We start from the raw sequence: 22,569 nt of genomic DNA, 5'->3' as shown, positions 1-22,569 counted from the left end.
GCGACCTCTCGCGTCAGACCATAGCGCTTCGCCCGACCGCCGGGGACGAGCCGTGCACGGTCAGTATTTCGGCCAGTCCGGACACACGATTTCGATGGAGCCGCCAAGCCACGACGCATAGGCCGCCTCATCCGCGACGGTGTACGGCTTCCCATACGTCCGCTCGAAGTACTCCGCCCAGTGCGGCCGCGAGCCATCCAGGTCCGTGAAGCCGTACTCGCGCGCCAGCGTCCAAGACGCGACCACGCGCCCCGCCCTGCGGTGGACCTCCGGATCCGCCGCGAGCGCCGCCACCCCGCGCCCCACGTACGACGGCGTCTCCGACGCGATGAAGTCCGGGACGTTCTTCACCGCGTCGCGCCAGTTGGCCTCCTTCACCCCGAAGCCATCCAGCATCTCCTCCGAGCGCAGGAACCCCGGCGTCACCGCCATCGCCGTGATGTTCGTGCGGCGCAGGTCCCTCGACATCGCGAACGCCAGGCGGATGACCGCCATCTTCGTCACGTCGTACGCGACGCCGCCCCGATAGCCGAACGAGTCCCCATCCGTCACCTCCACGATGAGCCCCCGGTCGCGCTCCAGCATCAGCGGCACCGCGTAGCGGCTGGTCGCGAGGTGCGTGTACACGGCGCGGTCGAACATCAACCGAGCCTTCGCCGGAGACTGCTTCCAGAACGCCAGCCCCAGCTCGTGCAGCGTCTCCCCGCCCCAGATGTCGTTGACCAGCACGTCCAGCTTCCCGGCTTCAGAGCGGATGCGCTGACACAGCGCCTCCACCTCCTCCTCCACGGTGTGGTCCACCCGCACCGCGATGCCCTTCCCGCCCAACGCGGTCACCTGCTCCGCCGTCTCTTCAATCGTCTCTGGCCGGGACGCCCCGCTCGCCAGATTCCCCCGCACGCTGCGCCCGGTGCAGTACACCGTGGCCCCCGCCGCCCCCAGCATCGTCGCGATTCCCCGGCCCGCGCCCCGCGTCGCTCCAGCGACCAGGGCCACCTGTCCTTCGAGTGGCTTCATGTCAGTGCTCCCCTTTCACGCGCCACCATGCACCCCCAATCATGACAACCTCTGTCATGATTACCGGCCCAGGCTGCACCTCTCCCGAAACCCAGAGGGCCCATGCGCGCGGATCGCCTCGTCCACCTGTTGATGCGCCTCCAGTCCCGGCCCCGCAGCACCGTGGGCGAGCTGGCGCGCGAGCTCCAGGTCTCCAGCCGCACCGTGCACCGGGACCTGGACGCCCTCTCCACCGCGGGCGTCCCCGTCTACGCCACCCGAGGCGCCACCGGCGGCGTGGCGCTGATGGAGGGCTGGCGCACGCAGCTCACCGGCCTCACCCGCCCGGAGCTCCAGGCCCTGGCCACGGTGGGCGCTCCTGGAGCCCTGGACGACCTGGGCCTGTCCGGACCACTGCGCACGGGACTGGTGAAGCTGGCCGCGGCCCTCCCCGCCCTCCAGCAGCCCGCGCTGGAGCACGCGCGCCAACGGCTCCACGTGGACGCCTCCGGCTGGTTCACCGGCCGCGAGCCCCTGCCGCACCTGGGCAAGCTGCGCGACGCCGCCTGGCAGGACCGCCGCGTGTCGCTGAGCTACCAGGACTTCGACGGCGCCCGCTCCCGACGGACGGTGGACCCCTACGGGCTCGTGATCAAAGCGGACCGCTGGTACCTCGTCGCGGGCACGGACAAGGGCCCGCGCGTCTTCCGGGGCGGACGCATTGGCGACGTGCGGCTGCGCCCGCAGGGCTTCACCCGCCCGCAGGGCTTCGACCTGCCTGTGTTCTGGAAGGACTGGTGCGCGAAGTTCGCCACCGAGCGCCCCCGCTACGACGTCACGCTCTCCTGCACGCAGGAGGGGGAAGCAGCGCTGCGGAGGATGCGTCCCCCGGCCGACGGTGAGCGCATCGACAAGGCGCCCGCGGCACGCGGTGGGAAGCGGAAGGTGACGCTGGATTTCGAGCGGGAGTCCATCGCGGTCTCCCAGCTGTGCGAATTCGGGGCGGGCGTGGAGGTGCTCGCCCCGGAACCGCTGCGCCAACGGCTGGCCGCGCTGGCGGCCTCACTGCAGGCGCTCTACGGCGGGCCCGGCCGGACGGGGCCGGGCCGCCGTCCCCGCTAGAAGTGCAGCGGGTGACCCAGCGTGGCCTCGGCGCCCTCGTGCATGATCTCGGAGAGCGTCGGGTGCGCGTGGATGGTGTGGGCCAGCTCCTCGGTGGTGATCTCCAGCTTCATCGCGACGCAGGCCTCGGCGAGCAGCTCCGTGGCGTGCGGCCCGATGATGTGGATGCCCAGCACCTCGTCGTACTTCTTGTCGGAGACGATCTTGATGAGGCCGACCGACTCGTTGGAGATGGCCGACTTGGTCACGGCGGCGAAGGGGGCGTTGCCCACCTTCACGTCGTAGCCGCGCTCCTTGGCCTTCTTCTCCGTGAGGCCCACGGACGCGACCTCCGGGTAGCAGTACGTGGCGGACGGCGTGAGGTCGTAGTTGATGGGCGCGGGGTTCTTCCCGGCGATGTGCTCCACCACCATCACGCACTCGGCGCTGGCCATGTGCGCCAGCATCGGCGTGGGGATGACGTCGCCAATGGCGTAGACGTTGGGCTCGCTGGTGCGGCACAGCGTGTCGACCTTGATGAAGCCGCGGTCCACCTGGACGGCCGTCTTGTTGAGGCCCACGTCCTCCGTGACGGGCGAGCGGCCCACCGCGGACAGGAGGATTTCGGCCTCCAGCGTCTTCGTCTCGCTGCCCACGGACATGGTGACGCGCACGCCGTCGGCGGTGTGCTCCACCTTCTCCACCTTCGCGCCCGTGTGAACGTCGATCTTGCGCTTCTTGAAGACCTTCTCCAGCTCCTTGGAGATGTCCGCGTCCTCGATGGGGAGCAGCGCGGGCATGTACTCCACGATGGCCGTCTGGCTGCCCACGTGGTTGAACACGGAGGCGAACTCGCAGCCCACCGCGCCGGCGCCCAGGACGATGATGCTCTTGGGGATGCGGTCGATGGTCAGGATGGAGTCACTGTTCATCACCCGCTTGTGGTCCACCGCCACGTTCGGCAGGGACTTGGGCACGGAGCCCGTGGCGATGATGATGTTCTTGGTCTCCAGGGTCTGCTTGGAGCCGTCCTCCGCCGTGACCTCCACCTTGCCCTTGCCGGCAATGCGGCCGTGGCCCTTCACCACGGTGATCTTGTTCTTCTTCATCAGGAAGTCGATGCCGTTGGCACCCTTCGTGACGACCTTGTCCTTGTGCTTCTGGGCGTTGGCCCAGTTGACGGTCGGGTTCGCCACATCGATGCCGAAGTCGGACGACTCCTTGATGTGGTGGAAGAGCGACGCCGTCCACAGCAGCGACTTGGTGGGGATGCAGCCGCGGTGCAGACACGTGCCACCCAGGCGCTTGTCCTTTTCGATGATGGCCGTCTTCAGCCCGAGCTGGGCCGCGCGGATGGCGCCCACATAGCCGCCAGGACCCGAGCCGATGATCACCACGTCGAAAGTCTCAGCCACACACGCCTCCGGTCATTTTTGCGGATGGAACTCGCGGGCGCTGATAACCCCCGGTCCCGGTCGGAATCAAGGAGTTTGCTCGTGCGTCGCTTCCCGCTCCACACGCTTCTCTTGATGCTAGTAGCGCTGCTGGCGTTCGCGCGCCTCTATTACGTGTCGCATCAAGCCCCGCCCGCTCCGGCCCCCGGGAAGGCGCCGGCCACGAAGCAGCCGGTGAAGATCACCCCGCCCGACCTGGGCCCCGCCGCGTGCCGGGGCCTGGACGCCGTCCTGGGGGACCTCCTCCAGCAGAGCGACGGGGGCACCGGAGGGGACGCGGGCACGGCCTGGAGTGACGCGCACCGGCAGCTGGGCGACTGCCCCACCCCTCCCGCCGCCGCATGCGCCCGGGGCCCTGCCCTGGCCTCCCGAGCGCCGCTGACGGCGAAGGACGGCCTGCCCCGTGAGCTGCTCGCCACCCTCTGCGAGCGATGTGCGCCCGCTGACAATCCCTGCGGCCAGGCGGTAATGCAGGCGCTGCGGGAGGCCGCGCGCCGGGGGAACCCGCCCCTCCAGGAGGCAAGCTGGAGCCTGGAGCACGCGGGGCCCGCCCTGGGCGCGGCCTGCCAGGAGCTCGCGCGCCAGGCCGTGGGCCCCGCGGCCATGACGGGGGCGGAGGTGGAGCCGCAGCTGCTGGCGCTCATGGAGGCCCTGGCGCCCACGTGTGTGAAGACGGAGCAGTTGCCCCCGGCGCTCCTGAACGCTGCGGCGGTGCAGCAGGCCCGGCGGGCGCCCATGCTGGCGACGCTGAACACGGCGGGCACGGTGGAGACGAAGCCCATCAAGCCGGATCAGCCGACGGGGCCTGGGGATGCGTTCCGCGCGTTCGACCGGGACGAGCTGTCCGGAGTGAAGCTGCCCATGGCGGAAGCGGGCACGGGGGCTGACGGCGCGCTGCGGCTGGGGTACGCCCCGTCGCTGAAGTACGTGGCGTCCTTCCAGGTGCGGGCCACGGGGCCGGGCTCCCTGCGGGCACACGTCCGCGCGCCGGACGGCGTGGGACACGCGGAGCCGGGGGGCAAGGGCTTCTTCGTGGATCCCACCGTCTGCCGCTTCCACGGCACGGGCAGGTGGGAGATCTGCAAGCCCGGGGTCCCCCTGCTCGACGTGGACGCGGTGAGCGTCCTTCCGGAGCGGCCGGGGGTGGAGCTGAAGGAGCTGGAGATCATCGGCGCCCGGTAGGCACGGGCGCCATCACGCACGCGGCGTCGGAGGGGCTCCGACGTCGCCCGCGTGGTGCGTCAGGCGATGAGGCCGCGGTCGCGCGCCTGACGGAAGATGGAGGACGCGTCCTTCTTCAGCGCGGTGGACACGTCCTTGACGATGGCGTCCGCCGACTTGGCGACCGACAGGTAGTTGTCGAACGTGCGCGTGAGGATGAGCACGCCCGAGATGATGACTCGCTGCAGGTTGTGCTGCAGGTCCGTGCCCTCGTAGACGAGCCAGGACTGCTCACAGTAGCGGCGGCCCTCGGCGACCATCTGGTTCAGGTGCGCGCGCTCGGTCGCGTCGGGAACCTTCGCCTTGGGGCTGATGGACGCGATGTAGAGCACGTTCTGCCCCAGTCGCTGCGTCGCGTCCTCCATCTGCGCCATGATGGCCTGGACGTCGTCCTTCGTCGGCGGGTTGTGCCAGCGCGAGAAGAGGACGCGGTCGATGAGTTCGGATTGGTACGTGGCAGACACGAAGCCTCCGGGATGCGAACGCTGATGACGACGGGGCCGCTTCGTCGGGCACGGCCCGTGTCGCAGGCCGGAATCTGTACCAGGATCACAGAGGCGGTTGAAGAGTAGCGGACACACGCATGCACCTTTGGGGCGCCTGTGTGCCAGTCACGCTGTGAGGATGCAGTGCAGCTGGACAACTCCGCCTGGGTCGCAACCGACACGCCGGGTTATCCAGGGATTTCAGGGCCGTTTCGGACGGGCGCGGGCGGCGAGGACGGCCTTCACGTCGTCCAGCGTGACGCCCAGGGCACGCACCGCGACGAGCGCGTGGAAGAGCACGTCGGCGGCCTCTTCCGCGGCCCGGTGCGTGTCCGCGTCCGCGCAGGCGGTGACGAGCTCCGCGGCCTCTTCCCCCACTTTCTTCAGGCGAAGGTTCCGGTCCTCCAGCAGGCGCCGCGTGTAGCTGGGCTTCGCGCCTTCGGGCTGGGGACCGGCCGCGCGAGCGGAGAGCGTCGCGTCCAGGTGCGCGAGCGCGTCCCAGCGGCCCTCGCCGAAGCAGGTCTCTTCGCCGGTGTGGCACGCGGGGCCGGCCTTGCGCACGCGCGCGAGCACGGCGTCTCCGTCGCAATCCGCGGTGAGTGAGACGACCTTCTGGGTGTTCCCGCTGGTGGCGCCCTTGTGCCAGAGGCCGCGCGTACGGGAGCGGTAGTGCATCTCACCCGTGGCGAGCGTGCGCTCCAGCGCCTCGCGGTCGGCGTGCGCCACCATCAGCACGTCGCCGGTGCTCGCGTCCTGCGTCACCACCATCACCAGCCCCTGGCCCTTGTCGAAGTTCAACCGGGAGAGCTCCAACGTCATGGCTGGACTCCCGAGCGCAGCACCTCGCGCACGCGCTTGGACAGCGCAGCGTTGGTGGCGATGCCATCACCGCCGAACGCCGTGCGCGTGCCCTTCCAGTCGGTGAAGACGCCGCCGGCCTCCTCGATGATGGGCTGCAGGGCCGCCGCGTCCCAGGGCGACAGTCCTTCGTCCACCATGACCTCCGCGCGGCCGGTGGCGACGAGGAGATAGCCGTAGCAGTCGCCCCACGTGCGGGAGAGGGACGCCTGCCGCGACAGCTCCTTCCACGCCGCGCCCTTCGCGGGGTTCTGGAGGAAGCGCTCGTCGGTGACGAGCACCACGGACTGCGCCAGCGAGTCCTGATCCGACACGCGCGCCGCGGATCCGTTCCAGAAACAGCCCAGGCCCGGGGACGCGACGACCAGCTCGTTCACGGCCGGGAAGTAGGCCGCGCCCGCGAGGATGGTCTCCCCTTCCGCCACTGCGACCAGCGTGCCCCACAGCGGTACGCCCCGGATGAACGTCTTCGTGCCGTCGATGGGATCCAATATCCACCGGCGCTTCGCGCCCGGCCGGGACTCGCCGAACTCCTCGCCCAGGATGCCGTCCTCGGGGAAGCGCGCCTCCAACCATTCGCGGGCGGTCCACTCGGCGGTGCGGTCCGCCACCGTCACGGGCGTGCCGTCGCTCTTGGTGTCCACGGCGATGCCGCGCCGGAAGAAGTCCAGCGCCACGTCACCGGCCTTGCGCGCCACGTCGGCGGCGGCCTCCATCAAGTCTCGCGGGTCCGCGTTCATGTCGTGCTCCGGATGGCGATGCCGTTGTCGTTCAACAGGGACTTCAAGGCGCCCACCGTGGTGAGGCCGTCGTGAAGGATACCGGCGACGAGCGCCGCGTCCGCGGCGCCCAGGGTCAGGGCATCGCGCACGTGCTCCGCGCGGCCCGCGCCTCCGGAGGCGATGACGGGCACGTCCACGGCCTCCGCCACCGCACGGGTCAGGTCCAGGTCGTAGCCCGTGCGCGCCCCGTCCCGGTCGATGCTGGTGAGCAGCACCTCGCCCGCGCCGCGCCGGACGCATTCCTTCGCCCAGGCCACGGCGTCCAGGTCGGTGGGCCGCCGGCCGCCGTGTGTATAGACGCGGTAGCGGTCTCCCTCGCGCTTCGCGTCGATGCTGGCCACCACGCACTGGGCGCCGAAGCGCTCCGCGCATCCGGTGAGCAGCTCCGGCGTGGCCACTGCCGCGGAGTTGATGCTCACCTTGTCCGCGCCGGCCCTCAGCGCGCGGCCCACGTCGTCCACGGTGCGCACGCCTCCGCCCACCGTGAGCGGGATGAAGAGGCGCTCCGCGGTGCGCTGGACCAGGTCCCACAGCGTCTGGCGCTCCTCTGTGCTCGCGGAGATGTCCAGGAAGGTCACCTCGTCCGCGCCGGCCTCCTCATAGCGTTGGGCCAGTTCCACGGGGTCGCCCACGTCGCGCAGTCCTTCGAACTGGACGCCCTTCACCACGCGGCCGCCCTTCACGTCCAGGCACACGATGATCCGTCGACGGAGCATCACTTCACCTCCAGGGAGACACTGCCCTTCATGCTGAAGACGACGCCGGAGTCCACCATCGCGTCGCGCAGCGCGAGCCCCAGCGCCTTGAAGGCCGCTTCGGTGAGGTGGTGGCTGTCCTTGCCGCGAAGCACGCGCAGGTGGAGCGTGATGCGCGAGTGCTCGCAGAAGGAGCGCATCCAGTGCTCGTACAGCCGGTTCTTCAACGGGCCCCGGTAGAAGAAGCGCCCGCCCGCGTCCAGGCACGCCTGCACCAGGGCGTCATCCATGGGCAGGGTGCGCTCGCCGTAGCGCGCGGCGGTAGCGGGGATGACGCGCTGGACGGCGGTGCCCAGGGTGATGGCCACGTCCTCCATCAGGTGGTGGCGCAGGTCGCCGCGAGCGCGCAGGGTCAGGTCCAGCCCCGCGTAGCGCGCGAACGTGGCGAGCATGTGGTCGAAGAACTTGAGGCCCGTGTCCACCCGGGCCACGCCGGTTCCGCGAGCCAGCTCCACCGTGACCTGGGTCTCCTTCGTTTCGCGAACGACCGTGGTGACCGTGCTCATTGCGTGAACTCCCGCGCGACCGCGCGCGCATCCAACCGCCCCGTGTACAGCGCCATGCCCACCACCGCCCCGTATGCGCCCACCTTCGCCAGCGAGCGCAGGTCCTCGATCGTCGTCACCCCACCGGAGGCGTAGAGCCGGTGCCGGCTCGAACGGACCACCTCCTCCATCAAGGGCAGGTCCACGCCGCCCAGCTGCCCCTCCTTGTGCACCGCCGTGACGAGCATCCCGCCCAGCGACAGGGGCTCCAGCGCGGACAGCACGTCGCGGATGTCGCGCGCGCTGCCGGACGTCCAACCGCGCGTCACGACCTCGCGGCCCTTCACGTCCGCGGCGACCACCACGCGGCCGGGGAAGCGCTCCGAGACCTCCGTGAGCCAGGCCAGGTCCTCGATGGCCCGGGTCCCCACGACGACCGAAGACGCCCCGTCCGCGAGCACCGCCTCCACGCGCGAGGCCTCACGAACACCGCCGCCCACCGTGAACGTGAGGTCCGGGGCATGCGACACCAGCCGAGCCACCGCATCCGCGTTGGAGCCCTTGCCCAGCGCCGCGTCCAGATCCACGACGTGGAACGTGCGGAAGCCCAGCGCGAGCCACTGCTTCAAGGCATCCAGCGGATCCTTCACGCGCACGCGCTCCGCCTCGTAGGAGCCACCCACGAGCTGCACGCACGCCCCTTCCCGCAGGTCGATGGCCGGGATGGCGATCATGAGGACACCTCCTGGAGGAACGCCTGCACGAAGCGCACGCCCGCGTGGGAGGACTTCTCCGGGTGGAACTGCACGCCCAGCACGTTCCCGCGCCGCACGGAGGCGGGGAACCGGTCGCCCTCGTGCGTTGTCCAGCCCACCACTTCGCGAGACTCCACGGCACGGCAGACAAAGCTGTGCGCGTAGTACACGGTGGACAACCGCGCGGACTGGAGCGCCCGGTCCTCCTCCACGTCGTTCCAGCCAATCTGCGGAACATGCCGCGCGGCCAGCCGCGTCACCCGACCCGGGAAGTAGCCGAGTCCCTGCCCTGCCCCCTCGTCGCTCTCGTCGAAGAGCAGCTGCATGCCCAGGCAGATGCCCAGGCACGGCAGACCGGCGTCCAGCGCCTTGCGCATCGCCTCGCGTCCCGGAGCGAGCCTCGCTGCCGCCGAACCGAACGCCCCGACGCCGGGAAGCACCAGGACGTCCGTATCCAGCGCGCGCAGCGGATCCTCCTGCACGCGCACGTCCGCGCCGGGCGTGGTGGCCAGCGCCTTGATCAGCGAGTGCAGGTTGCCGGCGCCATAGTCGAACAGGGTCACCCGCATCACAGCACCTCCTTCAGGGCCTTCAGCGCCGAAGCCATCATCGGCCAGGGACCGCAGCCGATGCGCAACGCATCGCCCACGCCCGTGAGCCCTTCGAACACCCGTACGTTCACGTTGCGCTCCCGCAGCGCCTCGCCCACCCGAGGCGCATCCGGCACGGGGACGAGGAGGAAGTTCCCTTCCGAAGGGAGCGGCTCCAACCCCAGCGCCTTCAAGGCGCCGCGCAGCCGCTCGCGGTTCTCCACCGCCTCCGCCGCACAGGCCTCCATCCACGGGACGTCATCCGTGAGCGCGGCCACAGCCACGGCCTCGCCCAGCGCCGTGTGCTTGTACGGACCCCGGGCCTTCTCCACCTCCGCAACCAGCGACGGTGCCCCGACGCCCCACCCCACCCGCAGGCCCGCGAGTCCGAACGCCTTGGACATCGTGCGCGTCACCAGCACGTTGGGCCGCGTCCGAGCCAGGTCGAGGAAGTCCCCGCCCCGCGTGAACTCCACGTACGCCTGATCAATGAGCACCACGCCCGGAGCGGAGTCCACCAGCCGCTCCACCGCCGCGCGCGAGGCCACCGTGCCGGTGGGGTTGTTGGGCGTGCACACGTAGATGAGCTTCGCCCCCGTGGCGAGCAGGCCGTTCACGTCCAGATCATGATCCGCGCGCAACGGCACGGGCACCGGCTTGAGCGCGCTCAACCGGGCGTACATGGGCACCATCACGAACGTGGGATCCGGAAAGGCCACCGCGTCCCCGGGCTCCAGGAAGGCTCGCAGCGCGCAGTCAATGACGTCGTCCGAGCCGCAGCCCGTCGTCACGTTCTCCACCGAGACACCCGCGTACGTGGCCACGGCGCGCTTCAGGTCCGGCGCATAGCCGGCGGGATAGCGGGCCAGCCGAAGGAAGCCCTCCTCTCGCAGCACGCGATCCGCGGACGGCGGTGCGCCGAAGAGGTTGGTGTTGTCACTCAGGTCCACCCGGCACGGCTTCTTCGCCGGGGAGTACAGAGGGATGTCCCGATACGTCTCGCGAAATGGAATCACGGCACCCTCCAGGCCCGAGCCGCGGCCGCGTGGGCGAAGAGGCCCTCGCTGTCGGCCAGAGTTCCCACGTCGTCCGCCATCGCCGCCGCCGCTTCCGGTGTCACGCGTTGCCACGTGGTCCACCGGTAGAAGTCCAGCACGCTCAGTCCCGAGTACGCCCGAGCCAGTCCCGCCGTGGGCAGCACGTGGTTCGCACCGGTGAGGTAGTCACCGAAGGCCACCGACGCGCGCTGTCCCACGAACACCGTGCCCGCGTTGCGAACCCGCGCCAGGTCCTCCGTGGGCGTCGCCGTCGCGAGCAGCAGGTGCTCCGGAGCGAACTCCGCGACGAAGGGCCACGCCTCCTCCAGCGAGTCGATGCGCAGCACCGCGCCCCTGCTCCCCAGCGCAGACAGGACGATGTCGCCGCGCCGGGCGACGCGGGCCTGCTGCGCAACCGCGTCCCGCACCGCCTGCGCCAGCGGAGCGCCCACCACCAACGCCACGCAGCAGGCCTCGGGGTCGTGCTCCGCCTGGGCCAACAACTCACGCGCCACCGCGTCCGGACGGGCGCTCGCGTCGGCGACCACGAGGATTTCGCTCGGGCCCGCGGGCGCGTCGATGGCGACAGCGTCCACCACCTGGAGCTTCGCCGCCGCCACGTACGCGTTGCCCGGTCCGACAATGCGGTCCACGCGGGGAACGCTCTGGGTTCCGTAGGCCAGCGCGGCCACCGCGCCCGCACCTCCCAATGCGAACACCCGATCCGCGCCCGCGAGCGCCGCCGCCGCGAGCACGCCCGCACTGGGAAGACCGTCCGTCCCCGGCGGTGAGCAGACGATGATCTCGCCCACACCCGCGACCTTCGCGGGGACCACGCCCATGAGCACGCTGCTGGGGTACACCGCCCGGCCACCAGGGGCATACACGCCAACGCGGCTCAGCGGATCCGGCCGGCGCCCCACGATGACCCCGGGCTCCGTCTCCACCTCGATGGCCTGGGGCCTCTGCGCCGCATGCGCCCGGGCGATGTTGCGTGCCGCGCGGGTCAGCGCCTCGCGCACGTCGGAGGGAATCGACTCCAACGCCGCGCTCCACCGTTCACGCGGAACCTCCAGGGCCGCCAGCTCCACGCGGTCGAACTCCCGAGCGAAGTCGAAGAGGGCCCGGTCGCCTTCCGTACGAACGCGGGCAATCAGTGCCTGGACGCGGGAAGCCACCAGCGCATCCGACTCTCCCGTGCGCGCCAGCAACCTCCGCCGCGCGTCGGGCGCCAGCGAGGACAAGGCCCCCTGGTACTTGAGGACGGAGGCGCTCATGCCATCAACCTCTCGATGCGCGTGACGAGGATGCCCTGCCCGCCCAGCGCCTTCAGCGCATTCACCGTGCGATAGAGGTTCCGCGACGAGACCACCGCGTGCACCGCGACGAAGTGGCCCCCGTTCATCACGTCCACCACCGTGGGGCCGTTGAGGCCGGGCAGCACCTCGCGCACCTGCTCCAGGGACGTCTTCGGGACGTTGGCCATCAGGTAGCGCCGCCCGCGCGCCGCCAGCACCGACCCCAGCGCCTGCGTCAGTTCCTCCAGCGCGCGCCGCGCCTCCGTGCCGTTGCGCGGACACGCCACCAGCCGGGCGCTCGACTCCAGCACGGTGGCCACTTCCTTCAGTCCATTCATCTTCAACGTGGACCCCGTGGACGTGAGGTCCACCACGATGTCCGCGATGCCCAGGTGCGGAGCGATCTCCGCCGCGCCGCTCACCGGCACCACCGTCACCTTCTGCCCTCGCTGCTGGAAGAAGGCCTGGGTCAGCCGGGGGAAGCAGGAGGCCACCCGCATCCCCTCCTTCACGTCCTCCACGCGAGAGATGCCGCTCTCGTCGCGCGCGGCCACCACCAGCCTGCAGCGGCCGAACTCCAGGTCCATCAGCGGCTCCAGCTCGCGCCCGGCCTCGTTCACCAGGTCCCAGCCGGTGACTCCCGCTTGCGCGGCGCCGTCCGCGACGAACTCCGGGATGTCCTGGGCGCGGACGAAGATGGCTTCGAACTCGCCGCCCAGGGACGCGGTGAGGGCCCGCTCGCCCCGAGCGCGCACCTCCAGGCCCGCGTCGTTGAACAGTTCGCGCACTTCCTCGGACAGACGTCCTTTGTTGGGCAGGGCAATCTTCAACATGGGTGGGCTCGGGGGACTGCGGTGGCGGAAACGAAAAAAGGCCCGTCCTGGGGGGACGGGCCTTCGATCACTGCGGCATCTGCCGGAAGTGGGTGCGTTCTAGTGCGTCACCCAGGCATGCGCGCGGCGAACGGTCCCGTCATGGGCCGGCCGATGATGCGCATGGTGATGATGCAGGGACGTGGAACGCACGGCCCTAGGGTTAACGACCGGAGGCCTCAGCGTCAAGTCGCCCCGGGTCATGGCCTGTCTTGATGCTTGCAAACCCGTGCTCGCTTGAGCACAAGCGGCGCATGGCAACCTCCGACGTCCTCGTGGTGGGCGGTGGTGTGATGGGCTGTGGCATCGCGCTCAAACTCCGTCAGGCCGGTGCGCGCGTGACGGTGCTGGAGCGCTCCATCCCCGGCGCCGAAGCCTCCAGCGCCGCCGGCGGCATCCTCGCGCCCCAGTGGGAGTCCGAAGGACCGGGCCCCTTCTTCGAGCTGTGCCTGCGAAGCCGCGCCCTCTACGGAAGCTTCGCCGCGGAGCTGCGCGAACTCTCCGGCGTGGACATCGCGTACCGGCCGTGCGGCCTGCTTCGCGTCGCGTTCGACGAAGCGGACCTCCATCACGTGGAGTCCACCGTGGGCTGGCAGCACGGCATGGGGCTGCGCGCCGAGCTGCTCGACGGCAAGGCCGCGCGCGAACTGGAGCCGCACCTGTCCCCCGCCGCCGTGGGCGCCGCGCACTTCCCGGATGATCACCAGGTCGACAACCGGCTCCTCGTGCGCGCGCTCACCATGGCCGCCGCGCGCGTGGGCGCGGTGTTCAAGAGCGGCTACGTGCGCGGCGTGGTGCACGAGCACGGCCGCGCGGTGGGCGTGGACCTGGACGGCGAGGTGCTGCGCGCGGACGCCGTGGTGCTGGCCGCGGGCTCGTGGTCGTCCCTGGTCCAGGGTGCGGGCGTGTCGCCGCAGGCGGTGCGCCCGGCGCGCGGACAGATGGTGCAGTTGCAGACGCGGCTGCCGCTGCTGGAGCGGGTGGTGACGTCCGCGAAGGGCTACCTGGTGCCTCGCGCGGATGGGCGGATCATCGCCGGGAGCACCATGGAGCACGTGGGCTTCGACAAGCAGGTGACCGCGGCCGGGCTGGCGCGGATCCTCGACATGGCGCTACAGCTGTGCCCGGACCTGGCCAGCGCGCCCATCACGGAGACCTGGGCCGGCTTCCGCCCCTGGACCCAGGACGCGCTGCCGTACATTGGAGAAGGCCCCTCGCCCGGCCTGTTCCTCGCCACCGGGCATTTCCGCAACGGCATCCTGCTCGCCCCCATCACCGCGAAGCTCGTCGCCCAGGCCGTGCTGGGAGAGAAGCCCTCGGTGGACCTCACCCCCTTCCGCTATGACCGGGGGACGATGGCGCGCGGTTGACGCGGCGTGCCTGCCCGCCCTACTCCGGAAGGCGGGGAATGCTTCAAGAACCGGAGACGTTCACTTCGGAACCAGGGCTCGCACCCCACCCTGGATGGCAGGGAGGCGAGAGGGTGATGATTTCTCGCACTCGTTCGCCTTTAATCCCTGGAAACCTCTAGAATCTTCTGCCGTGGAAGCCATCCCCCCCGCACCGCCCAGAATCCTGATCGTCGACGACGACGATTCCGTCCGCGACGTCATCTCCGTGCTCCTCCGTGAGGAGGGCTACAACTGCGTCGTGGCCAACGGCGCCGAGATGGCGCTCGACGTGGCGGGTGAAGAAGAGACGCCGCTCGTCATCAGCGACATGAAGATGCCGGGCCGCGACGGACTCTGGCTGCTGGAGAACCTGCGCGAGCGTCTGCCGGACACGTCCGTCATCATGCTCACCGGCTACGGCGACACCGAGTCCGCCGTGGACTGTCTACGCCGGGGCGCGGTGGACTACCTGCTCAAGCCACCCAAGCTCACGGACCTCATCCGCGCCATTGAACGCGCGCTCGCCAAGCGCCGCATCGAGATGGCGCGCAAGCGCTACCAGAAGAAGCTCGAGGGCAAGGTGCGCGACCGCACCGCCGAGCTGCGCAGCGCGCTGCACAACATCGCGAACACGTACCAGAACACGCTGCTGGCGCTGGTGGCGGCCCTGGACGCGCGCGAGCACGAGACGAGCGACCACTCCCAGCGCGTGGTCAGCTACACCTCCGCCATCGCCACCCGCATGGGTATCCACGGCAAGGAGATGGAGGAGATCGGCCGCGGCGCGCTCTTGCACGACATCGGGAAGATCGGCGTGCCGGACGCGGTGCTGCTCAAGCCCGGCAAGCTCACCCCCGACGAGTGGCTGGAGATGCGGCGTCATCCGGAGATCGGCTTCCAGATGATCCAGAACATCCCCTTCCTCTCCACGCCGGCGGACATCGTCCTGTCGCACCAGGAGCGCTTCGACGGCGCGGGCTACCCCCGCAACCTCCAGCGCAATGAGATCCACATCGGCGCGCGCATCTTCGCGGTGGCGGACACGCTGGACGCGATGACGAGCGACCGGCCGTACCGCAAGGGCACGACGTTCGCGAACGCCATCCAGGAGATCAAGCGCTGCGCCAACACGCAGTTCGACCCGGACGTCGTGAAGGCGTTCCTGGACATCGGCGAAGAGGGCCTCATCCGCATCAAGAAGGAGATGGCGGAGAAGAAGCTCAACCCGATGCAGGCCGCCGCGGACGCCGCCGAGTCCGAAGCCGAGCTGGCGCGGCTCACCGACCTGGACGACGAGCCAGACTCCCCGCCGGTGGGCAGCACGGCCACGCCCATTGGCGCGCCGCCCGTCGCCATCCGTTCAGCCTCCGGGACCGAAGGCTGAGACGGACCGCGGGAAGCGGTGCCTTTCCGCGCGGGGGTTGCTATCCATGAAGGCGGAAGGCCCCGCGATGACCGCCCCCCTGCCCGCTTCCAATCCGCTCGCCCCGCCGCTGTGTGACGCGCAGGGGCGGCGCATGACGTACCTGCGGCTGAGCGTCACGGACCGCTGCAACTTCCGCTGCACCTACTGCTCGCCCGCGTCGTGGGGCGGGAAGAAGGACCTGCTCGACGCGGGCGAGTTCGAGCGCATCGTCTCCGTCTTCGCGCGCATGGGCATCCGCCGCGTGCGCCTGACAGGCGGCGAGCCGCTCGCCCGGCCGGACATCCTCGACATCGCGCAACGCATCGCCGCTGTGTCCGGCGTGGAGCACCTGGCCATCACCACCAACGCGAGCCGCCTGGAGTCGCTGGCCGGGCCGCTGCGCGATGCGGGCGTCACCCAGCTCAACCTGAGCCTGGACACGCTGTCCGCGGAGGTGTTCCGGCGCATCTCCAAGCAAGGCGACTTCGACGCGGTGCTGCGTGGCATCGACGCGGCGGCGGGCGCGGGCTACCAGTCGCTGAAGCTCAACGTCGTGGTGATGCGCGGCATCAACGACGCGGAGGTGCCGGAGCTGGTGAAGTACGCGCACGCGCGCGGCATCACCCCGCGCTTCATCGAGCTGATGCCCTTTGGTCAGGGCACGCCCGTGCCCACGGCGGAGCTGCTGGAGCGCCTGGCTGCCTCAGGCCGCGTCCTCACCGAGGAGCCACCGGAGAGCGCCGCGTCGCCCACTTCCGGGCCGGCTCGCTACTGGAGCACGGACAGCGGGCGCGTGGGGTTCATCTCCCCGCTGACGCAGAACTTCTGCGGCGGCTGCAACCGGGTGCGGGTGGCGTCCAACGGCGACCTGCGCAGCTGTCTGGGCGGCCGGGCGCAGGCGCCGCTGCATCAGCTTATCCGGGGCGGCGCGACGGACGAGGAGCTGGCCGTGGCCGTGCGCCGCGCGCTCGGTGAGAAGCCAGAGGGGCACCGCTTCACGGAGGCCGGAAACGGCGCCACGCTCCTGCCCATGATGGGCATTGGCGGCTGAGGGCTACTTCACCAGCCGGATGTTCACGGGGTAGCGGTACAGCTCGCCGTCGTTGGCCTTCAGGCCGGCGATGACGCTGAACACCAGCGACGCCAGGAAGACGATGGCGCCCGTGACGACGCCCAGGCCCAGCGCGCACACCAGGATGCCGGAGATGGCCATGCCGATGGTCGTGGTGATCTGGAAGTTGAGCGACTCCACCGCGTGCGCGCGGATGAAGGACGACTCCTTGCCCTTGGCCAGCATCAGGAACAGCGGCACCGCCCAGCCCAGGAAGCCCGCGCCCACGATGAGGCCGGCGATGGAGCCCAGATGGGCCAACATCCCCATCGTCTTCTCATCCTGGGTCGCCGTCGGCGAGCCGGTGATGAACGTGCCGAACTGCTGATCCTCGCGCTGACCTGGCTCCATGAAACGCCCTCCCAAACTGAGTGGGGCGCGACGGGTGCGCCCAGATGAGCGCACCATGACATGCCGTGTCGGTGCCTGTCATCCAGCGGACAGGGGCCGAGCCTGCAAGCCCCGTCCACCGGCGAGCGTCAGCGGTACAGCTCGTGTCCCGCCTTCTTGAATTCCTCGCTCTTGTCCTTCAGCCCCTGCTCCAGGGCCTGGGTCTCGTTGACGCCGACCTTGTCCGCGTAGTCGCGCACGTCCTGGGTGATCTTCATGGAGCAGAAGTGCGGGCCGCACATGGAGCAGAAGTGCGCGACCTTGGCGCCTTCGGCGGGGAGCGTCTCGTCGTGGAAGGCGCGGGCGCGCTCGGGGTCCAGGGACAGGTTGAACTGATCCTCCCAGCGGAACTCGAAGCGCGCCTTGGACAGGGCGTTGTCGCGAGCCTGCGCGCCCGGGTGGCCCTTGGCCAGGTCCGCGGCGTGGGCCGCGATCTTGTACGTGATGACACCCTCCTTCACGTCGTCACGGTCGGGCAGGCCCAGGTGCTCCTTGGGCGTCACGTAGCAGAGCATCGCCGTGCCGAACCAACCGATCATCGCCGCGCCAATGCCGCTGGTGAAATGGTCGTATCCCGGCGCGATGTCCGTGGTGAGGGGCCCCAGCGTGTAGAACGGCGCCTCGTGGCACACGGCGAGCTGCTTCGTCATGTTCTCCTGGATGAGGTGCATGGGGACGTGGCCGGGGCCTTCGATCATCACCTGCACGTCGTGCTTCCAGGCCACCTTGGTCAGCTCGCCCAGCGTCTCCAGCTCGCCGAACTGCGCGGCGTCGTTGGCGTCCGCGATGGAGCCGGGGCGCAGGCCGTCACCCAGGCTGAAGCTGACGTCGTACGCCTTCATGATCTCGCAGATCTCCTCGAAGTGCGTGTAGAGGAAGTTCTCCTGGTGGTGGGCCAGGCACCACTTGGCGAGGATGGAGCCGCCGCGGCTGACGATGCCGGTGAGGCGCTTCGCGGTGAGCGGCACGTACTGGAGGCGCACGCCCGCGTGGATGGTGAAGTAGTCCACGCCCTGCTCGGCCTGTTCGATGAGCGTGTCGCGGAAGATGGCCCAGGTGAGCTCTTCGGCCTTGCCGTTCACCTTCTCCAGCGCCTGGTAGATGGGCACGGTGCCGATGGGCACGGGCGCGTTGCGGAGGATCCACTCGCGCGTCTCGTGGATGTTGCGGCCGGTGGACAGGTCCATGACGGTGTCCGCGCCCCAGCGGATGGACCAGACCATCTTCTCCACTTCCTCCTCGATGGAGGACGTGACGGCGGAGTTGCCGATGTTGGCGTTGATCTTCACCAGGAAGTTGCGGCCGATGATCATCGGCTCCAGCTCCGGGTGGTTGATGTTCGCGGGGATGATGGCCCGACCCCGGGCGATTTCATCGCGCACGAACTCCGGCGTAATCACGCGCGGAATCGCGGCGCCCCAGGAGTGGCCGGGGTGCTGGGCGGCGAGTGAAGCGTCGAGCTTCTGGTTCTCGCGCACGGCGACGTATTCCATCTCCGGCGTGATGATGCCCTTGCGGGCGTAGTGCATCTGGCTGACGTTGGCGCCGGCCTTCGCGACGCGGGGCTTGCGGATGTGGCTGAAGCGCAGACCGTTGAGGCGCGGGTCGGCTTCGCGGGCGCGGCCGTATTCCGACGTGATGCCGTCCAGTTCGTCCGTGTCGCTGCGGGCGCGGATCCAGTTCTCGCGGACAGCGGGCAGGCCCCGGCGCAGGTCGATGTCAGCGGAGGGGTCGGTGTAGGGACCGCTGGAGTCGTAGACGTGGACGGGGGGGTTGGCGGTCTCCGGGCCGGCGTGGCCGTGGTGACGCGTGGGTGTCTGGGCGATTTCGCGCAGGGGGACGCGGAGGTCGGGGTGCAGGGACCCAGGCACATAGACCTTGCGTGAGGCGGGAAGCGGGCCGCGGCTGATCCCCTCCAGCACCTTCCCATCGACCTTCAGACTCTTGGACGCTCCACTCATCGGACGGCTCCTCGTGAGAACGGATGGGAGTCGGGACGGGAGCATGGAGCGCCCACACCGCTTCCCTCCGCCGGTGCTAACCGGTTCAGGTTCAAAGGGATCGGACGCGGCCACACGTCCATCTCAGCCCCCTTCCGGAGGCGCCCCTAGCGACTGCGGAGCGGTGTAGCGCAGGGGCAAGCCCGCTTCAACCCGTGTGGAGGTGAGCCTGGGTCCAGTGGACGCACGGTGGCCCTGCGGGGAGGGAGACGCGGGCCGTCTCAATCAAAGACTCACATTTCATCAAGCGATGACACGTCCGCTCCGCCCATTGACACGTCAAACACAAACCTGACGCGTCAAGAAAATCTTGAATTACCACTTTGACCGCGAAGAGGGCTTCCATAGACTGCGGGCTTCCCCCAACAGGAGTTCGCATGCAGCAGCACCCATTCCGGAAAGCACCGGCTTACGGCGGCACACGTCCCCGCTCCCTCGCGATGTTCGGAGCGCTCGCGATGCTGACGTCCTGCGCGACGAAGGGTCCCGTCGCCCCGGTGGTCGACGACACCACGATCTTCGTCGGCAAGGTCATCACCCTGGATGACCAGGGAACGATTGCCGAAGCCGTCACCGTGGACGGCAAGGGCCGCATCTTGAAGGTCGGGACCGAGAAGGACCTGAGCGCGGGGCTCGGCGTGGGCTCCAAGCGCGTCGAACTGGAGGCGGGACAGGTCCTCCTGCCCGGGTTCATCGATCCCCACCTGCACATCCTGCCGACGCTCATGCAGAGCGTGCTGGGCACCCACAACCTGGCACCCTGCCTGCCCCCGCCCTACAACCTGTCCACGCCCGAGGAGTGCAAGCAGCATCAGGACCTGCTCAGTGCGCTGAGCTCCATGACCGTGGCGCCCACCACGCCAGAGACGGCCAACACGTTCGTCCTCGGGATGAACCTGGACCCGTCGCGGCAGCAGTTCATCGCCGGCAAGTGTGGCGTGACGTCGACCGTCGGGTTCATGCAGCAGCCGAAGCTCTACCTCGATGCGTGTGTGCGCAAGGACCGGCCGGTCCTCATCCTCGACCAGTCCGGCCACCTCGCCTACGTGAACGAGAAGGCCTTCGAGGCCGTCTGCAAGGGGAAGACGCCCTGCGTCCCTCCGGATTCGGTGACGCAGAACGGCGGGCGGTGGGTCGTCGATTCGAAGGGCCAGTACACAGGATTGATCGAGGAGTCCGCCGGCTACGCCCCCTTCCTGGAGGCCACGCAGCAGGGAATGCTGATGCAGAAGGCCATCCCGAACGGGAGCCTCCAGGACCTCCACAAGGCCATCCAGGCCCTGCGTGAAGCCGGGCTCACGACCATCGCGGACGGCGGGCTGTCCAGCCGGTCACAGCTCGAACTGGTCAAGCTCCTCGCCATGAACCCGACCTTCCCGCTGCGCGTCACGGGCGTCGTGACGAACCTCGCGGCCGGTCCCGTCGTGAACAAGGACGGGGCCGTCACTGCTCCTGCGCTCAAGCCGAGCGGCCCCTCGTGCACGCCGAGCCCGACCAACGACTGCGCGCTGCCCAAGTGGCTGGGCGCAGGCGCCATCAAGCTCTGGGTGGACGGTTCGACGCAGGGCTGCACCGCGCTGCTCGGAAAGCCCTACGCCTACAGCGCGGACGGACACTGCCCGGACGCGAAGGAGGGCCAGGGCGACTTCAAGAGCGCGAAGGAGCTCGCGGATGCCATGCGCCCGCTGTGGGCTGACTCAGCCTGGCGATTCCAGCTGCATGCCAATGGCAACCAGGCGAACCAGTGGGCTGTCGACGCGTTCTCCCAGCTCCAGTTGGAGCAGGCCAACACGCACCGGATGCTGCTCATCCACAACACCGTGGGCCAGGAGTCCGTCTCCCAGGCGATTGGTGAGCTGCGCAAAGGCACCCATGTCACCGCCAGCCAGCAGAAGGTGCCCGCGATGGACCTGCGGGTGACACACCTCATCGGACACGTGGCGTACTGGGGTGATGCCCTGGCGCAGATGCTCCAGAAGAATGGCGCGCACAAGGACATCGACATCGACCCGGTGGACTTCAACCGCCGCAATGGCATCCCCTACTCCTTCCACAGCGACTCCATGGTGACGCCGGCGCGGCCGCTCTGGTTCGTCGAGCAGGCCGTCACGCGGCGCACGTGGGCCTATCCTTCCTTCCAGAAGTCCTATGTGCTCGGGCCGCAGCACGCGACGAGCGTCGAGGAGGCCCTGCGCGCGGTTACCATCGAGCCGGCCCGCCAGCATGAGATTGACGGCTGGGTGGGCAGCATCGAGCCGGGCAAGGTGGCGGACTTCGTCGTCCTGGGCGCCAATCCGCTCGACCGTGACGCCTCCAAGGGCGGTGACCCGACGACCATCAGCCAGATTCCGGTGATCCGGACGTACCTGGGCGGCAAGGACCCCGCGGGCAAGCACTGAGTGATTCACCGGGCGCGTCGTTCATCTTCCGGGCGACGCGCCCGACTCCGGCCAGTTAAGACGCCCGGAGCTCGGCGCCGGTGTCCCTTGCACGGGTCGCCAGGGCGCGGCGCAGCGCCGACCCCGCCCATGCGAGCTCTTCCTGCGACAAGTCCATGCCCAGCAACTCGTGGCCCTGGTCGTGCTCGATGACGATGCCCCGGCCGCGGGAGACATGCGTCCGCGCATCGCGCACGTCGATGTCCTGGATGCGTGACCTGGGCAGCCGCAGGACCTTCCGATGCCTCCAGGGGCCGTACCGCATGACCTCGATGCCCCGGGACGAGGCGTTGAGGGACCAGCGACTGGTGGCTTCCCGGGCGACCCACAGCCAGAAGAAGGCACCGCAGGCGATGAACAGGGAGCTCGCAATCACAATCACCTGCGTGCTGGCTGCCTGCGGGCCGAGTATCTGTCGCAACTGCCTCAGCAAGAAAAGAGGCCCGCCCACCGCGATGAGAACGGCGAAGGCTCCCTGCGCCGCGTAGGTGGGACGCCATCCACAGGGCGGCAGTTCCAGCGTCAGCCCCCGGGCGTCCTGTCGGAACTGGATGCCGCTGCCGAAGGGCAGGTCCGGAAGGCGCTCCCCCGTGAACGGCGTTTCCTCCATGCGCGCGCCCACCGCACGGCTCTGTCCGCCCTCAACACTGAGGCCCAGTCCGAGGAACCTGGAGACCGCCTGCGCCAGCTCCAGCGCCTCCTCCCGGTCATCGCTGTGGGACAGGACGACGGCGCCCGAATCTCCCATCAGCGCCACGATGTAGACCTTCGCGATGAAGAGGCCCTCCGTGGACCCCTTGTCTCGCTGGTAGACGGCCACGGACGTGAAGGGTTCCAGGGGCTCGGCCTTCGCGCCCAATGCTTCCCGGTAGCCGGTGCGGCGCCACACGGAGCGGGTCTCCCGGTTCAGCAGCACCTTCCACCGCGACGTGAGGTTGTGGATCGCCAGGGCGCCCATCGCGATCATCAGGATCCAGACGCGCACTTCACCCGCGAAGAAGCCTGTCGAGAAGGCGATGACCGGGAAGGCCAGCGACAGCAGCAACGCGCCACGGTACAGCCATCCTTCGATGGGGCGGACTTCGTGCTGGATGGTCAGGAAGGGGCCGGAAGCGGACCAGCGGTGGGAGCCACAGCGCATCCGC

The 22,569-nt window shown here is 69.5% G+C and carries 21 protein-coding genes and 1 riboswitch; of the genes, 6 read left to right on the top strand and 15 right to left on the bottom strand.

Annotation, left to right across the window (positions count from 1 at the left end; translation table 11 throughout):
* Positions 1–60 precede the first annotated feature (60 nt).
* On the bottom strand, positions 61–1,017 hold the full coding sequence (locus tag GTZ93_RS26580) for an SDR family oxidoreductase (protein ID WP_139922175.1): 957 nt from the start codon (positions 1,015–1,017) through the stop codon (positions 61–63).
* A 102-nt stretch (positions 1,018–1,119) separates the two neighbouring features.
* Between GTZ93_RS26580 and GTZ93_RS26575 the strand changes: the two genes are divergently transcribed.
* Positions 1,120–2,118 carry a helix-turn-helix transcriptional regulator gene (locus GTZ93_RS26575; protein WP_139922177.1) on the top strand — a complete coding sequence of 333 codons (999 nt, stop codon included), beginning with the start codon at positions 1,120–1,122 and terminating at the stop codon, positions 2,116–2,118.
* Here GTZ93_RS26575 and lpdA read toward each other — a convergent pair.
* The gene (gene lpdA / locus GTZ93_RS26570) at positions 2,115–3,512 is read right to left on the bottom strand and encodes a dihydrolipoyl dehydrogenase (protein ID WP_120581104.1); all 1,398 of its coding nucleotides are present in this window, start codon (positions 3,510–3,512) and stop codon (positions 2,115–2,117) included. The genes GTZ93_RS26575 and lpdA overlap by 4 nt on opposite strands.
* 81 nt (positions 3,513–3,593) lie before the next feature.
* On the opposite strand from lpdA, the gene GTZ93_RS26565 reads away from it, so the two are divergent.
* Positions 3,594–4,733: a hypothetical protein gene (locus GTZ93_RS26565; RefSeq protein WP_257979453.1), complete on the top strand. Its 1,140-nt coding sequence runs from the start codon at positions 3,594–3,596 to the stop codon at positions 4,731–4,733.
* A gap of 59 nt (positions 4,734–4,792) precedes the next feature.
* Here GTZ93_RS26565 and GTZ93_RS26560 read toward each other — a convergent pair whose 3' ends face one another.
* From GTZ93_RS26560 to hisG, 10 genes are all read right to left on the bottom strand, one after another.
* Positions 4,793–5,236, bottom strand: a complete 444-nt coding sequence (locus tag GTZ93_RS26560; RefSeq protein ID WP_120562860.1) for a DofB protein — start codon at positions 5,234–5,236, stop codon at positions 4,793–4,795.
* 222 nt (positions 5,237–5,458) lie between these two features.
* Positions 5,459–6,076, bottom strand: coding sequence for a bifunctional phosphoribosyl-AMP cyclohydrolase/phosphoribosyl-ATP diphosphatase HisIE (gene hisIE / locus GTZ93_RS26555; protein WP_139922180.1), 618 nt, complete (start codon positions 6,074–6,076; stop codon positions 5,459–5,461).
* Positions 6,073–6,855 (bottom strand): histidinol-phosphatase, encoded by a 783-nt coding sequence (gene hisN, locus GTZ93_RS26550; RefSeq protein ID WP_139922182.1) that lies wholly within the window; start codon positions 6,853–6,855, stop codon positions 6,073–6,075. The genes hisIE and hisN overlap by 4 nt, the downstream gene beginning before the upstream one ends.
* Positions 6,852–7,613: an imidazole glycerol phosphate synthase subunit HisF gene (gene hisF, locus GTZ93_RS26545; RefSeq protein WP_120581100.1), complete on the bottom strand. Its 762-nt coding sequence runs from the start codon at positions 7,611–7,613 to the stop codon at positions 6,852–6,854. The genes hisN and hisF overlap by 4 nt, the downstream gene beginning before the upstream one ends.
* Positions 7,613–8,158, bottom strand: coding sequence for an imidazoleglycerol-phosphate dehydratase (locus GTZ93_RS26540; RefSeq protein WP_120581099.1), 546 nt, complete (start codon positions 8,156–8,158; stop codon positions 7,613–7,615). The genes hisF and GTZ93_RS26540 overlap by 1 nt, the downstream gene beginning before the upstream one ends.
* Positions 8,155–8,871: a 1-(5-phosphoribosyl)-5-[(5-phosphoribosylamino)methylideneamino]imidazole-4-carboxamide isomerase gene (locus GTZ93_RS26535; RefSeq protein WP_139922184.1), complete on the bottom strand. Its 717-nt coding sequence runs from the start codon at positions 8,869–8,871 to the stop codon at positions 8,155–8,157. Before GTZ93_RS26535 ends, GTZ93_RS26540 begins: the two co-directional genes overlap by 4 nt.
* Positions 8,868–9,461: an imidazole glycerol phosphate synthase subunit HisH gene (hisH, locus tag GTZ93_RS26530; RefSeq protein WP_121753694.1), complete on the bottom strand. Its 594-nt coding sequence runs from the start codon at positions 9,459–9,461 to the stop codon at positions 8,868–8,870. Before hisH ends, GTZ93_RS26535 begins: the two co-directional genes overlap by 4 nt.
* Positions 9,461–10,498, bottom strand: coding sequence for a pyridoxal phosphate-dependent aminotransferase (locus GTZ93_RS26525; protein WP_161663079.1), 1,038 nt, complete (start codon positions 10,496–10,498; stop codon positions 9,461–9,463). The genes hisH and GTZ93_RS26525 overlap by 1 nt, the downstream gene beginning before the upstream one ends.
* Positions 10,495–11,796 (bottom strand): histidinol dehydrogenase, encoded by a 1,302-nt coding sequence (hisD, locus tag GTZ93_RS26520; RefSeq protein WP_139918283.1) that lies wholly within the window; start codon positions 11,794–11,796, stop codon positions 10,495–10,497. Before hisD ends, GTZ93_RS26525 begins: the two co-directional genes overlap by 4 nt.
* Entirely contained in the window at positions 11,793–12,650 is an 858-nt protein-coding gene (hisG, locus tag GTZ93_RS26515; RefSeq protein ID WP_120596683.1) for an ATP phosphoribosyltransferase, read from the bottom strand. The genes hisD and hisG overlap by 4 nt, the downstream gene beginning before the upstream one ends.
* A gap of 293 nt (positions 12,651–12,943) precedes the next feature.
* Here hisG and thiO point away from each other — a divergent pair, with 293 nt between their 5' ends.
* From thiO to moaA, 3 genes are all read left to right on the top strand, one after another.
* Positions 12,944–14,059, top strand: a complete 1,116-nt coding sequence (gene thiO / locus GTZ93_RS26510) for a glycine oxidase ThiO (protein ID WP_139918281.1) — start codon at positions 12,944–12,946, stop codon at positions 14,057–14,059.
* 172 nt (positions 14,060–14,231) lie between these two features.
* Complete coding sequence (locus GTZ93_RS26505) at positions 14,232–15,464, top strand: HD-GYP domain-containing protein (protein ID WP_139918280.1); 1,233 nt, start codon at positions 14,232–14,234, stop codon at positions 15,462–15,464.
* Positions 15,465–15,531: 67 nt separating this feature from the next.
* Positions 15,532–16,536 carry a GTP 3',8-cyclase MoaA gene (gene moaA / locus GTZ93_RS26500; protein WP_139918278.1) on the top strand — a complete coding sequence of 335 codons (1,005 nt, stop codon included), beginning with the start codon at positions 15,532–15,534 and terminating at the stop codon, positions 16,534–16,536.
* A gap of 3 nt (positions 16,537–16,539) precedes the next feature.
* Here moaA and GTZ93_RS26495 read toward each other — a convergent pair whose 3' ends face one another.
* Positions 16,540–16,947 carry a DUF4870 domain-containing protein gene (locus GTZ93_RS26495; RefSeq protein WP_120575787.1) on the bottom strand — a complete coding sequence of 136 codons (408 nt, stop codon included), beginning with the start codon at positions 16,945–16,947 and terminating at the stop codon, positions 16,540–16,542.
* A 128-nt stretch (positions 16,948–17,075) separates the two neighbouring features.
* Complete coding sequence (gene thiC, locus GTZ93_RS26490) at positions 17,076–18,947, bottom strand: phosphomethylpyrimidine synthase ThiC (RefSeq protein ID WP_139918276.1); 1,872 nt, start codon at positions 18,945–18,947, stop codon at positions 17,076–17,078.
* Positions 18,948–18,992: 45 nt separating this feature from the next.
* Positions 18,993–19,105, bottom strand: a riboswitch (TPP riboswitch).
* 339 nt (positions 19,106–19,444) lie between these two features.
* Here thiC and GTZ93_RS26485 point away from each other — a divergent pair.
* On the top strand, positions 19,445–21,385 hold the full coding sequence (locus GTZ93_RS26485; protein WP_257979157.1) for an amidohydrolase: 1,941 nt from the start codon (positions 19,445–19,447) through the stop codon (positions 21,383–21,385).
* Positions 21,386–21,440: 55 nt separating this feature from the next.
* On the opposite strand, the gene GTZ93_RS26480 is transcribed toward GTZ93_RS26485, so the two are convergent.
* Positions 21,441–22,565: a hypothetical protein gene (locus GTZ93_RS26480; protein ID WP_139918272.1), complete on the bottom strand. Its 1,125-nt coding sequence runs from the start codon at positions 22,563–22,565 to the stop codon at positions 21,441–21,443.
* Positions 22,566–22,569 lie beyond the last annotated feature (4 nt).

Source organism: Corallococcus exiguus (assembly GCF_009909105.1).
GTDB classification, from domain to species: domain Bacteria; phylum Myxococcota; class Myxococcia; order Myxococcales; family Myxococcaceae; genus Corallococcus; species Corallococcus exiguus.
This window is presented reverse-complemented; position numbering and strand designations above follow the sequence as displayed.